The following is a 12910-nucleotide window of genomic DNA, read 5'->3' as shown; positions in this document are numbered from 1 at the left end:
TTCCCCCCGTACCGCTATGTCAGGAGTCGGCAACACCATGCTCGTCGAAGGCACTTGGGACCTGTCCGTAGCCACCCCCATTGGCAAGATCGCAGCCGTCATCGAAATCGCCGGCCAGAACGGCGCACTGACCGGAGTCGCCCGCGGCACGGGAGAGGAAGTCCCTCTCACGGATGTCGCACTCGACGGCGACCTGCTCACCTGGAAGCAGACCGTCACCAAGCCCGTGCGCCTGAATCTCGCTTTCGCCGTCACGGTCACCGGAGACACCTTGACGGGCACCTCCCGGGCCGGGCGGCTCCCGGCGTCCAAGGTCACGGGCGAGCGCAGGGCGGTACGGGCGGCCGGAGAGCGCTGACGTGACGAAACTCTTCCTCTCCCTGCACGTCCTGGCCGCCGTTCTGGCCGTCGGGCCGGTGGCCGTCGCCGCGAGCCTGTTTCCCGCCGCGCTACGGCGCGCGGACGGCGCTCCGGACGACCTTGAGGCGCTCTCGACGCTGCGGATGCTGCACCGCATCTGCCGTGTCTACGCGGCGGTGGGTCTGGCGGTTCCCGTCCTCGGATTCGCCACGGCGAGCAGCCTCGGTGTCCTCGGCAGTGGCTGGCTGATCACTTCCATCGTGCTGACGGCCGCGGCGGCGGCGATCCTGGCGCTGCTGATCCTGCCCGCCCAGGACAGCGTTCTCTCCGCGGTGCGGACACCGGCGCCCGGCCGGGAGCCCGCCCCCGCCCTGCCTTCCGCCAGACGCCTTGCCCTGTTGGCGGGCCTCTTCAATCTGCTGTGGGCGACGGTGACCGTCCTGATGGTCGTCCGCCCCGGCTCCACCACAGGAGCGTGACCGTGCTTCCTCGCCCGCTGCGCATCGCGGCACAAGTCGAACTCACTTCCCTGATCGTCCTGTTGACCAACCTGTTCACCGCGCACCTCGCATCGGTCTCCTCACTGGCGGGCCCTCTCCACGGCTGCGCCTACCTGGTCGTGGTGGTCGCCACCTGGCGTCTCAAGGACGCGCCCGTTTCCGCCAAGGCCATGGCCGTCATTCCCGGCATCGGCGGTCTCCTCGCCCTCGGTCGGCTATCGCGTACCGAGGCGGTTGACCGGTACGGCAAGGACGTCGAACCGTCCATGTAGCGCCCCGAGTTGGCACCGGAGTCTCCGGTTCGGGTCACCCAAGGGCTTCAGGGGTTGTGACGGTGGCGAGGCAGCCTCGATCTCCCCAGTGCCGTGTACAGAGGTAGGCAGCGGTACCTGCACGACAGGAGGCTCCGCTGCCACGGGTTACACCGGAACCGGTGGCGGCAAGGAGGCGACCAGCGACTCCTACGCGTACAAGCACCTGTGCGCGAGCGATCAGATCGCGGTCGGCGCGAAGGAACTCGACAACGACCCCGACCAGTACGTCATCACGGTCACCAACCACGGCAAGGCCGCCTGTGACCTCTCGTCGTACTTCCCGATGCACTGACCAGCATGCGGTCCGCCGGCACCAACGCGCAGTGAGGTCACCCCCTTTGCCGGGGTGAGCGGTCCCGCACAGGGAGCGGTCGGATCGCCCGGCAATCACGCGACAGTCGTCACGGAGGCCTAGACGACCCCTTCCGGAACCGGGCCCTGGGCTTCTGGCCGAGCCGGGGCGACGGCACTCAGCGCCGCCTCGACCCGGCGGTTGCTGGTCATCGTCGACGTGACGGCGGTCATGGTGAGGAGCAGCCCGGCCGCGGTGTAGAGCGTCGTGCGGACGTCATAGACGGAGGCCAGCCAGCCGCCGAGGAACGCGCCGAACGGGGCGGCGCACATGGCGAGCATGCGGGAGGTGGACGCGACCCGGCCCATCAGTTCGGCGGGAACGATGGCCTGCCGGAGCGAAGGGCCCAGCACCATCGTGGCGCCCATGCCCGCTCCGCACACGGCGAGCGCGACACCGGCGGCGTACGGGTTCGGGGCGGCGGCAAGGCCCAGGATGGCGAGGCCCTCGACGGCGGCCGTGCAGGTCAGTGCCGTGCCGGTGCCGAGGCGTCGGCCGAGGAAGGAGGCGATGCTCGCGCCGAGCAGCCCTCCCGTGGCCTCCGCGGTGAGGAGCAGGCCGAAGCCGAAGGTGTCCGTGCCGAGGCGATCGTGTGCGAAGAGGGCCAGTACGGTCTCCACGGCGAGGAAGGCGATGTTCCCGACCGCCGGACGCAATGCCAGCCCGAGCAGCAACCGGTCCTGGAACACGTACGAGGCGCCGGCCCGCGCCTGACGCAGCAGCGAGTCACGGACCTGCGGCACGGGCCGGGGCGCTGCGGGCAGCGACCGTACGAGCAGCGCGGAGACCGCGAACGAGGCGGCGTCGGCGAACAGCGGGAACGCCCGCCCGAGCGCCAGCAGCGCACTGCCCGCGGGCGGCCCCGCGAAGCCGGACGCCGCCGTCTGGGTGCCGCGCAGGCGGGAGTTGGCGCGCTCCAGGAGCACCCGGTCCCGGCCGAGCAGATCCGGCAGATAAGCCGTCGCGGCCGTGTCGAAGAGGAGTTGGCCGAGGCCGAGAAGGAAGGCGACGGCCGCGAGCAGGGGGATGCTCAGCACGTCGAGCGCGGCCGCCGCCGTCGGTATCGCGAGCAACACCGCACGCGCCGCGTCCGTGACCCACATCGTGCGCCGCCGGTCCCAGCGGTCCACCAGCGCACCGCCCAGCACCCCGAAGAGCAGCCACGGCAGTGTTCCGACGGCCGTGACGGCGGCGAGCGCCAGCGGGTCCCGCGTCAGCGTCAGCGCGAGCAGCGGCAGCGCGGCATGCGTCACCCCGTCACCGAGCGAGGACACCGTCTGAGCGGTCCACAGCCGCCCGAATCCGGTCGGCAACTTGTCGCATTCCGAGGTCACTTGACGTCCCCCTCAGCCTGCTGACGCACTGCCGGATGGAACAGCGCGAAGACGAGCGACGCGTCCGGCAGCGAGGGATCGGACAGCTCGCGGTACTCCTCCGCCAGTGCGTGGAGGCGCGCCCCCAGCTCCGCGAACTGCTCCTCCGTGAGCCGCAGATGCGCCATCCGTATGTGGCGCTCGCTCCCCACGGGGGCGGACTCCAGGTCCGCCACCGCGTGCCGCATCAGGACGTCCGGCCCTCCCTCGCCCGGGTCCGGCAGCACGATGGCCCGCGCGGCCATGGCGTAGTACCGCTCGGTGACCCCGCGGACCTTCCGCGTGCGTACCACCTTCACCAGGCCGGCTCGTTCGAGCAGCCGCACGTGATAGCTGGAACTCCCCTTCGCGAGGCCCACCCGCTCGGCGACCTGTGTGATCGTCGCGGGCTCGAAGCGGAGTACGGCCATGATCCGGTGCCGCGTGAGATTGGAGACGGCGCGCAGCTGCTCGTCCGTGGTGACGTGGAGCGCCTCGGGAAGATCGTCGGTTGACATGGCCACAATGGTCAACAGTTCTTGACCATTTGGCAAGGGTATTTGTTCGGGGAGTCGGGAGACCGCACGGCCGGGACTGCGGAACAGCGGAATCCGCATCGAGGAGCCCTCCGTGCCACGGGAGTTGAGGGAGTCGGGCGGATCGCCCGACCGAGCATCGAGGCGTCCCCGGGCGCCCGCGAAGCCCGCGCCGTGCCGCACGCCGCCACGACCGCCGCGTCCCGCTTCACCGTTCCAGGACCCTCACGTTTCCGCAGGCCACCAGCGTCCGCCGCGTTCCAGCGTCCTGAATTCGCCCCGCACTGTGGCGTTCGGAGTGGATCTCCCCGCAAGCTGAGATCTTCAAGGCCCTCTCCATCGACGGCATCTGGCCCTGAGACAGGGCGCACGCGGTCCCCCGCGTCAAGCGCCCGGCACACCGCATGCGGCGGAGGGACTTCAGCTGTCCGCCCCAGGACACCGACATCGAGGAGTACCTTCTTGACCACTCAGCTTCGACAGGGCGCCCGCCCGCGCCTGTTATGGGCGCTCATGGCAGCGCTGTGCGGGATCGTCGGCGCGACCGCACTGAGTACGACACCGGCCGCGGCGGCCGACCAGCGCCACGCGATCTACGCCATCGCGCACCGCGTCGACACCCTCGACGGTGTGGACGCCGCGCTCAGCCATGGAGCGAACGGCATCGAGATCGATGTGTGCGCCTGGTGGAACCCGAACGAATGGCGCGCCTATCACGACTGCTCATCGGCCGGTGACAACCGCTACGGCCCCAGCTTCGACAGCATGATCGACCGCATCGTCTCCAACGCCAACGCCGGGCGTCGGCTCGCGCTCGTCTGGCTGGACATCAAGGACCCGAACTACTGCGGGGAGACCCCCAACCGCACGTGCAGCGTCGCCGGGCTGCGGGACAAGGCCCAACGGCTGACAGCCGCGGGCATCCAGGTGCTCTACGGCTTCTACGAGTACCACGGCGGCAGCACCCCCGATGTCGGCGGCCGGGGGTGGCAGAGCCTCGAAGGCAAGCTGGGCCCGCTGGAAGGCATCACCACGACCGGGACCCGTGACCAGGCCCAGAACGCGTTCAACCGGTCCGGTTCGGGATTCCCGGCGGGCCACCGGGCGATGGACTACGGCGACACCGACATCACCGACGGCTTCGGCAACTGCACCGAGGCCACCTGGAACACCTGCGCGGAACTCAAGAAGGGCGCGGGAGACCGTGGCGCTGGAAGGCTCGCGGCGACGTTCTCCTGGACGACCACCTACAACGACCCCTGGTACGTCGACAAACTGCTCGGCGACGCGGGTGTGGACGGCATCATCGCGGGCTACGGCGCCTTCACGGGCGTGCGCGAGTACGACACCAGCTGGCAGTGTGCCAACGCCATCAACCTCGTGCGCGACTGGGTGAACAAGCACAGCTTCACCCATCGCATGGCCACCAGCTCCGACCGCCTCTTCAGGTAATGGGCCGCCAGGGCCTGGCCGCCTGAGCTCCGCGGGCCGTCGGCCGGATACCGGCCGACGGCCCTCCTCGCGTGAGCTCACGACGCTCGACCGGGCGGGCCCGCTCCGCGTCGATGGCCGCCGCGTCGGGCAGAACGCACCGGCCGCCAGCGACTCCCGTACGGCCGCGGGAAAGGGCCGTACTGTCTCTACCAGTCGCCGGTGAAGCCGCCTCCTGAGTCTCCGCCGAGGTCGCCGCCCGAGCCTCCGCCGAAACTGCCGGAGAAGTCGCCGGGGTTGAAGTCGGTGCCACTGAACTCGCCGCCGCCGGGCAGGCTTTCCGCTCCCATGGTGCCGGACTCGGCGAAGGCACTCGGCGCGCTGATCAGGCTGCCGAGCGCGGTCCCCACGAGCAGGCCACCGAGCAGGCCGCCCGCGCCGCCGAAGTAGCCACCGGCCCACGGGGCGTACGCGGGACCCGCGTTCCAGTACGGCTGGGGCCCCTCGTCGGTGGGGACCATGCGGGCCTCGGGGTCCTGGCCCCTTCCCACGCGCGCCGCGTCGTCGGCGCAGGCGGGGACCGAACGCGGCGTGCCGCCGGCGGGGGCCCACTGGACATCGGCGACCGACGGACCGTGCCGCGGGTCGAAGAAGCACGGCACCCGGCGTTCGGGCAGGGGTTCACCCTTGCGCCGGGCGGCGAGGGTGGCCAGCGCGAAGCGGCCGTCGGCCAGCGTCTCGGTCACCGGCTGGACGTCCTGGGGTGTCCGGGCCGCCGCCATCTGCCCCTTCGCCCTGTCGTACGCGTCGAGGGCCTGCTCGTAGTCCGCGCGCATCGCGTCGGTCGCGCCGGGTTCGGACGGCGCGAACGCGAGCCGGTCGAGTTCTTCCCCGTACGCGGTGATGTCCTCGTCCACCACGGCGCGCAGCGCGTCCAGTTCGGCGCGCTCGGCTTCCTCGCGCTTCTTGCGCGACCGCCTCAGCACGGCGTACCCGGCGCCCGCGCCCAGCACGAGCACGCCGCCCACGACCATCCACAGGGTGGTCGCCGATCCGTCTTCGTGGGCACCCGCCCAGGTGCTGGGCGCCTTGCCCTTGGCCTGGCTCAGAGCCTGGTCGACGAAGCTGTTCAACTCCGACGTGGCGTCGTGCGCGCCGTCCCGCCTGACGGCGCCCACCAGGTTCTCGACGGCGTTCCTGGGCATGACCTGCCGGTCGGCGCCGGCGTTGAAGCCGTCGCCGAGGCGGATCGCGTAGACCCCGCTGAGACCGGTGAGCGAGCGCACGTCTTTCAGGACGGTGGCCTGGGGGAATTCGGCGCCTTGCGGGAGAACCGCGACGAACACCGGCTTGCCCGCGTCCTTGATCTTTTTCGCGAGCGCATCCGCGTCGGACTTCGGCAGCTGGCTCTCGACCCGCGGATCGACGTACACGGGGCCCTTCTTCAGCGCGTCGGCCACGGCGCCGGTGCCGCTCGCCGCGTGCGCGGGAGAGGCAACCAGAACGGCGGCGAACGCGAACAGCAACCCGGCCAGAGCTGTCGCCAGCTTCGGTCCTGCGGCCCGCGGGTGGGTGGACATGGGGGTGTCCCTTCGGGTTCCTCGGGAAGGTGGTGCTCGTACGCGGACGTACGAGGTCAGACACCTGTCCCTGGGGTGCGTTCGAGGAAGGAGGAGACCTTCTGCCTCCACCTGACAGTTTTATAGTTGCGCAATATAGCAACTTTCTGAGCGGATGCCCGTCTGCCGCACCCGCCTCCGCGGCCAGGGAGTCCGCCCCCAATCCGCGCGCCACCGCCCACCGTTCAGGCCTCCCCGCCCGGGACACCCCAAGGCTTGGATTGCGCAAGCATGCAACTATGATGCCGGGCGAGGACCCACGCTCTCTTCCCGCCGGGGCCCTCGCGCGACGGCAGCACCGAGCATCACGAACGGCCTGAACGGGGGCACTCCATGCGCTATCTGGTACGCGACCGGATGCTGGCTTTCCACGAGGAAGCCTGGGTGGAGACCGAGCACCGGGACAAGCTGTTCAAGGTCAATCGCAAGCTGCTGCGCCTGCGGACCACGTTCGACTTCGTGGACCCCCAGGGCAACCAGGTCGCCAGCATCGTCAAGAAGGCCCTCACCCTGCATCACACCATCCTGATCAAGCAGGACGGCGAGGCCGTCGGCGTGATCAGCAAGCGGGCGTTCCGGCTGTTCGGGGACCGCTTCAAGATCCGCTTGAAGGACGGCCGCCGGCTGCGCATCACGGGCAACCTCTGGGACCGCGAGTTCGACATCCAGCACGACGGCACCACTCTGGGCCACATCTCCCGCCGCTGGTTCACCATCCGCGACGCCTACGCCGTCGACGTGATGAGCGAGCGCGACGCGACACTGCTGATCATTCTGGCCGTGTGTGTGGACCACATCATGGAGGACCGCAAGGGCGAACGCCTCACCAACATCTGACGCACCACCATGTGACGCGCGCCCCTTCGACGGCGCCGAACCGGGGGAGAACAACCACACCATGATGGGCCATTCCCATGCCGTCAGCGGCGCGCTGCTCTTCGCGGGCGCCGCGCCCTACCTGCCGCCGATGGTGCTCCACACCCATCTGGCGCCGCAGGAGATCCTCATGGGCACCGTGCTGTGCGCCGGTGCCGCTCTGCTGCCCGACCTCGACCATCACGACGGGACGATCGCCAACTTCCTCGGCCCGGTCTCCCGCCTGCTCTGCCGCTTCGTCGCCTGGATTTCGGGGGGCCACCGCCACGCCACCCACTCCCTGTTCTTCATCGCCGCGGTGGTGCTCGGAAGTTGGGCCGGGATCACCTACTGGGGACGCCCGTTCACACTCGGCGTCACCTTCTTCCTGCTCGCTCTGGCCGTACGGGCGCTCAACCTGTGCCCGCCCGGCCACGGCTTCCACGCCTGGGGCACCATCGTGGCCATGGCCGCCCTGGGCACGGCGGCGATCGCCAAGTTCATCCCCTCCACTCCCAGTTGGCTTCCCTACGCCATCGGCCTGGGCTGTCTGGCCCACCTGCTCGGGGACTCCATCACCAAGCGCGGCGCACCCTGGCTGTGGCCGCTCAAGACCCGGTACGAGATCGTGCTGATCAAGCGCAGCGGGAACAAGGTGGAGACCGAGATACTCACTCCCCTGATGGGCATCGCCACCATCGTGCTGCTGTGGCTGACCGTCCTCGCGCCCAACCCCCTGAGCTGAACGAGCGCCCATGGCCGTCGGCCCCCAGCCGTGCACCGGGGCCGACGCGGCGCGCTGTCCGCGATGGAGCCGTGGCAGGGGTGCGACCCCGTCCGCCGCGTGAACGCCGCGACGACGGGGCCGTACCCGGGCTGACGCGCAGCCGTCAGTGGAAGTCGCCGAACGAGCCCTCCCTCTGGAAGCCGTCCACGTTGGCGTCCACCACGCCGTCCGAGCCGCCGACCATGCTGAAGTTGCCGACCAGGCCGTGGCTGGAGAAGCCGTTGCCGTGGTCGTCGTCGTGGTCGTGCGCGAAGGCGGTGCCGGAGGCACCCAGCAGGGCGGTGGCGGCCAGAGCGGTGGCGGCCAGTGCGGTACCAATACGCATGGAATTCCTTCCCTCACGATGAACAGCAGACGTCAGGAGATCCCCTCCAGGGACGGCGCCCAGATACGCGAGGGCCAGACTCCACCCGGATGGCGGCCCGTACTCACCATCTCGCAGGAACCGAAGCGCTTGTGAGACCGCTCGCTCTCCGGGGGACGCCGGATCGGCCCCTGCCGCGCCGGGCCGGGGTCCAGGACCTGTGCGGGGAGTCCGGCGGCGGCCGGCGCGTGCACGGCCTGGAGGGCGATCCCGGGTGACGCCCATGTGGCGGGCCGGCGCGTACACCGTCGTCCCGCCCTCGTCCAGCGCGGCGAGGAGCTGGGTCCGGGTCGGGGAGACCGGCTGGGCTCCCGCCACTTCCATGGCTGCGGCGAGCCCTTCCTCGAATCAGCGCCGGGCACCGGCGAGCGGCCGCTCAGGCCCGGCGTCGCTACCGGACCGGGCTACGCGGTCCGCGTGCCTGAGGAGCCCTCTCCTCGTCCCCGCCCGGCGCACGGCCCGGGCCGCGGGGAAGGAGCACGAGCACCACGCCGAGAATGGCCAGCACATCGGCCGCCAGCTGGGGCAGGAACGGTAACTGCTGCACCAGCGGGACGTAGGTGCACAACAGCGCGACGACCCGCCGGACCGCGCGGTCCCACCGGTCTCGGGAGCAATCGGAATGCCCCGTCCTGTTTCCCGCGACACGGTTGCGTACACCGTGGATTCCTGACATTCGAGCATCCCCTTTCCGCGACCCCGCGCGGTGCCCGACCCGACCTGACCAGCGCTCCGCACCGCGATGTTCCTTCAGGGGACCAGAGGCGTCCGGCACCGGGGCAGGGCTCGCAGGGGGGCTCATATATCGCGGCGGACGCTCACGCCAACTCCCGCTGGCTATCCTGGCGTTCAGACACAGCCGACCCAAGGACGGTGGCGGACGTGGCGGGCGCGACGACAACAACGACGGTACCCAAGCGTCAGCGGAACACCCGGCTGGAGAACCTGATCATCGCATCAGGGATCAGTCACAAACGGCTCGCGTACCGGCTGAATCAGATCTGCCTTTCGCAGGGACTCGTCAGCGACTACACGCACACGTCCGTGGCGAACTGGTGCCGTCGCGGCGTACGCCCGCGCTGGCCCGTGCCGCGCCACATATGCGCCGTACTCTCCGAATCCTTGGGCAGGCCGGTCGGCCTGGAAGAAATCGGCATGGAATGGTCGGGGCGACTCGATCAGGATTCCGGCCTCCGTTTCCCCAGAGACCAACAGGACGCGCTCACCGAAGCCACGTCGTATTGGAGCACCTTGAACCGCCGGGACTTTCTCACCTCCTCGCCTTTCGTCGCCTCTGCGTTCTCCGAGCCGGTGACACGGTGGCTGGTCAGCCCGACCGAACCACTGACCGCCTTCCCGGATCGCCCCACGATCGGGCGGTCGCACATCGAGGAGTTGCATGCGGCAGCCGACGCGGCACGGCTGTGGGACTCCCGGTTCGGAGGTGCTGCCTGGAAGTCCCAGTCCCTCACCACCTACCTGTACGAACGGGTCACACCGCTGCTCAGCGGCCGCTACACCGAACGCGACGGACGGGAACTGTTCTCCGTCACCAGCGAAATGGCCAGGCTGGCCGGGTGGACGGCGTTCGACGCCGGAAAGCACCAGACGGCGCAACGTCACTACATTCAGGCCCTGCGCCTGGCCAAGGTCGGTGGCAATGTGCACCTGGGCTCGTACATTCTCACCACCATGGCCATGCAGGCAATGATGCGGGGCTTCACCTCCGAGGCGATCGACATGGCACAGGGCGCGTACGAGCGCGTTCCTTCCGCGGACCCCAGGGTGCTGGGATTCGCCAAGCTGATCGAGGCGCGGGCGCACGCGAGGGAGGGAAACGGGCGAACGGCATCGGAGTGCCTCTCCCTCGCCGAGCGCCTCCAGGAACGCGGCATGACGGAAGGCCAGGGGGAACGCCCGTGGATCGACTTCTTCACCAGGCAACGGATCATTACCGACGCCGCCGAGATCTTCCGTGATCTGAGGATTCCCCGTGCCACGTTCACGTGGCACGCGCTGGGGGAAATGCCCGGTGACGCCTACGCGCGGTCGCGCGGAATCCGCCTGTCCGTACTCGCGACCGCCCACGCGCAATCCGGAGATCTCGACCACAGCCTGCGGCTGGGCAAAGAGTCCCTGCGGCTGTTCTCGCGGCTGCAAAGCGTGCGCGGAGTCGACTACCTCAAAATCTTCACCGCTTCCCTCAAACCCTGGCAGCAGGAGAAGCCAGTGATGACCTATATCGACGAAGTACGGGAACTGGGACGGTCGTTGGCGGCCGCCTGACCTGACCCGGCGTGCTCATACGAAGACCAGCGATCCGACAGGAGATGGGCATCATGGATCGTCGCACACTGCTTTCGGGAGCTGGTGGCTCCGTGGTCGCTTCAGCCCTGGCCGGCGCGCCCGACGCAGGCTCAGGTCCCGTACATCAGGCGGGCCGTAGCGAAGTGGCGGCCCTGCGACGGGCCGCCGACGCCATCCGTCACGGCGACTCTCGCCACGGGGGCGGAAGCGCACAAGCACGGCTCGCCGTCCATCTGCTCGACACGCGGGCACTGCCGCTGTTCAGCCGTCAGCTCACCTCGCAGACCGAGACCGAACTGTGTGCCGTCTGCGCCGAGTTGGCGCGACTCGCGGGCTGGGCCGCCCTCGACGTCGGTCGGCACGGAACCGCCTTCTACCACTTCGACCGCGCGCTGGCCTGGTCCCGGCAGGCGGACGACGCCGACCTGAGCTGCTACATACTCGCGACGATGGCCTTGCTGGCCACCCTCCGCGATTGCCCCTCCACAGCCCTCGACATGGCAGAGGGCTCGGTAGAGGCGGGCGGAAGCCGCGTGAACGCCCGCGTCCTCGCCTTCACCCGTCTCGTCGAGGCCCGCGCCCACGCACGGGCCGCCGACCCTCGTTCCGCCGCCACCGCGCTCGCCGCCTCGGAACGCCTCCTTGAGCGCGCATCGCGACAGGACGAGGCTCCGGAGTGGATCGATTTCCTCACCCGCCCCCGGCTGGCATCCGACGCGGCCGAGATGTACCGCGACCTCGGCAATCCCCGGGCCTGCCTCGCGTGGAACACGCAGGCCACCACCATGGCTCCCGACACCTTCACCCGTTCGGTCGGGATGCGGCAGGCCGTCGTCGCCACCGCCCATCTGCAGAACGGAGACCTGGACGCGAGCCTGGCGGCGGGACATCGGGCGATCGACATTCTCCGGCTCGTCGACTCAAGCCGCGCCCGCGGCTACGTACGCGACCTACTCCTCGCCCTTCGGCCCCACGCCGACGCGCGCCCCGCCCGCGCCTTCCTCACCCGCGCACGCGAGGACCTCGGTCTTACGGTCTGAGAAGGCCCTCGGCACCTCCAAAAACCCCACGCAAGGCCGATGTCGCCAAGGCGAGTTGCTGCCGCGCACTCGGCGTCCCCTAGTCTCTCGCCATGAGCCGACCCCCCAGCCTCACACTGCCGTCGGGCACCCGCGCGTGCACCATGGACACGAGCCGAGGTTCCTTCGCGGCGCTGGACTGCACTCCACCCGACGGCGTGCCCCACAGGGGCACCGTGCTCATGCTGCCCGGCTTCATCGGCAGCAAGGAGGACTTCCTGCCCCTGCTCGCGCCGCTGAGTGCGGCAGGCATGCGCGCCGTCGCCGTCGACGGACGCGGGCAGCACGAGAGCCCGGGGCCGCAGAGCAGGGAAGCCTACGCCCAACCTGAACTGGCCGCCGATGTAGCAGCGTTGGGAGCAGCCATCTCGCAGGCCTCCTGGCCGGTCCCGCTGCACCTCGTGGGGCATTCCATGGGCGGCCACATCGCCCGGGCAGCCGTACTGGACACCACACCCTCTAGCCCATGGGCCACGCTCACCCTGATGAGTTCCGGCCCCGCCGCGGTCCAGCCCGCACAGCGCAAACGGATCGAACTCCTCATCCAGCTGCTGCCGGTTCTCGGAAAGGAGCAGTTGTGGCAGGAGATGCAGAAGCTCGAGACGAGAGAACCCCCCGCCGACGACGTCGCGGACTTCCTGCGTCAGCGCTGGCTCAACACCGACCCGGATCAACTGATGACGACAGGCCGTCAACTCATGACGGAGCCGGACCGGGTGAACGAACTCGCTCAACTGTCGCTGCCCCTGCTGGTCGTCTGCGGCCAAGAGGACTACGCGTGGCCCATCCCCTGGCAGCTCGACATGGCGACGCGCCTCCGCGCCCGACACGCCGTGATCCCCGGCAGCTCGCACTCACCCAACGTGGAGAATCCCGCCGCAACCGCCCAAGCCTTGATCCACTTCTGGAACCGGGCCATCCACACCCCGGCCCAGCCTTCGGGCGGCGAGAGCCTCCAGGCTCTTCTGTCATCCCGAACGTGAGGCATACGAGGCGTCGACCGGTACGAGATTCCCCGCCGGTCGACACCGCTCCAACGACCCTTGCGGGGAAG

14 protein-coding genes are annotated in these 12910 nt (G+C 69.7%); 10 read left to right on the top strand and 4 right to left on the bottom strand.

The annotated features are described in order from the left end of the window. Positions 1-37: 37 nt before the first annotated feature. The 4 genes from AC07F3_RS15655 to AC07F3_RS15640 all read left to right on the top strand — a co-directional run bounded on the left by AC07F3_RS15655 (position 38) and on the right by AC07F3_RS15640 (position 1466). Entirely contained in the window at positions 38-358 is a 321-nt protein-coding gene (locus tag AC07F3_RS15655; RefSeq protein WP_479114289.1) for a hypothetical protein, read from the top strand. A 1-nt stretch (position 359) separates the two neighbouring features. Next, positions 360-839, top strand: a complete 480-nt coding sequence (locus AC07F3_RS15650) for a DUF2269 family protein (RefSeq protein ID WP_479114287.1) — start codon at positions 360-362, stop codon at positions 837-839. Beyond that, positions 836-1132, top strand: a complete 297-nt coding sequence (locus AC07F3_RS15645; protein WP_479114285.1) for a DUF3817 domain-containing protein — start codon at positions 836-838, stop codon at positions 1130-1132. Before AC07F3_RS15650 ends, AC07F3_RS15645 begins: the two co-directional genes overlap by 4 nt. A gap of 88 nt (positions 1133-1220) precedes the next feature. Beyond that, complete coding sequence (locus tag AC07F3_RS15640; protein ID WP_479114284.1) at positions 1221-1466, top strand: hypothetical protein; 246 nt, start codon at positions 1221-1223, stop codon at positions 1464-1466. Between the two features lie 119 nt (positions 1467-1585). On the opposite strand, the gene AC07F3_RS15635 is transcribed toward AC07F3_RS15640, so the two are convergent. Together AC07F3_RS15635 and AC07F3_RS15630 are read right to left on the bottom strand one after the other, a co-directional pair. Then, the gene (locus tag AC07F3_RS15635; RefSeq protein ID WP_479114283.1) at positions 1586-2860 is read right to left on the bottom strand and encodes an MFS transporter; all 1275 of its coding nucleotides are present in this window, start codon (positions 2858-2860) and stop codon (positions 1586-1588) included. After that, entirely contained in the window at positions 2857-3396 is a 540-nt protein-coding gene (locus AC07F3_RS15630) for an ArsR/SmtB family transcription factor (RefSeq protein ID WP_479114282.1), read from the bottom strand. Before AC07F3_RS15630 ends, AC07F3_RS15635 begins: the two co-directional genes overlap by 4 nt. Positions 3397-3876: 480 nt before the next feature. On the opposite strand from AC07F3_RS15630, the gene AC07F3_RS15625 reads away from it, so the two are divergent. Beyond that, positions 3877-4866: a PI-PLC domain-containing protein gene (locus tag AC07F3_RS15625; protein WP_479114280.1), complete on the top strand. Its 990-nt coding sequence runs from the start codon at positions 3877-3879 to the stop codon at positions 4864-4866. A 188-nt stretch (positions 4867-5054) separates the two neighbouring features. On the opposite strand, the gene AC07F3_RS15620 is transcribed toward AC07F3_RS15625, so the two are convergent. Beyond that, a complete protein-coding gene (locus AC07F3_RS15620) occupies positions 5055-6425 on the bottom strand; it encodes a hypothetical protein (RefSeq protein ID WP_479114278.1) in 1371 nt (456 codons plus the stop codon). A 372-nt stretch (positions 6426-6797) separates the two neighbouring features. On the opposite strand from AC07F3_RS15620, the gene AC07F3_RS15615 reads away from it, so the two are divergent. Both AC07F3_RS15615 and AC07F3_RS15610 read left to right on the top strand, forming a co-directional pair. Further along, positions 6798-7301: an LURP-one-related/scramblase family protein gene (locus tag AC07F3_RS15615; protein WP_469836334.1), complete on the top strand. Its 504-nt coding sequence runs from the start codon at positions 6798-6800 to the stop codon at positions 7299-7301. Between the two features lie 61 nt (positions 7302-7362). Continuing rightward, positions 7363-8064, top strand: coding sequence for a metal-dependent hydrolase (locus AC07F3_RS15610; protein ID WP_479114276.1), 702 nt, complete (start codon positions 7363-7365; stop codon positions 8062-8064). Positions 8065-8209: 145 nt separating this feature from the next. Here AC07F3_RS15610 and AC07F3_RS15605 read toward each other — a convergent pair whose 3' ends face one another. Continuing rightward, positions 8210-8431, bottom strand: a complete 222-nt coding sequence (locus AC07F3_RS15605) for a hypothetical protein (RefSeq protein WP_479114274.1) — start codon at positions 8429-8431, stop codon at positions 8210-8212. 921 nt (positions 8432-9352) lie between these two features. Between AC07F3_RS15605 and AC07F3_RS15600 the strand changes: the two genes are divergently transcribed. The 3 genes from AC07F3_RS15600 (at position 9353) to AC07F3_RS15590 (ending at position 12839) form a co-directional block, all read left to right on the top strand. Continuing rightward, positions 9353-10756, top strand: coding sequence for a sporulation protein (locus AC07F3_RS15600; protein WP_479114273.1), 1404 nt, complete (start codon positions 9353-9355; stop codon positions 10754-10756). A gap of 164 nt (positions 10757-10920) precedes the next feature. Further along, complete coding sequence (locus AC07F3_RS15595; RefSeq protein ID WP_479114271.1) at positions 10921-11817, top strand: sporulation protein; 897 nt, start codon at positions 10921-10923, stop codon at positions 11815-11817. A gap of 92 nt (positions 11818-11909) precedes the next feature. Then, the gene (locus tag AC07F3_RS15590) at positions 11910-12839 is read left to right on the top strand and encodes an alpha/beta fold hydrolase (protein WP_479114269.1); all 930 of its coding nucleotides are present in this window, start codon (positions 11910-11912) and stop codon (positions 12837-12839) included. The last annotated feature ends 71 nt before the right edge of the window (positions 12840-12910 follow it).

This window comes from Streptomyces sp. NPDC045846, assembly GCF_056431605.1.
This window is presented reverse-complemented; position numbering and strand designations above follow the sequence as displayed.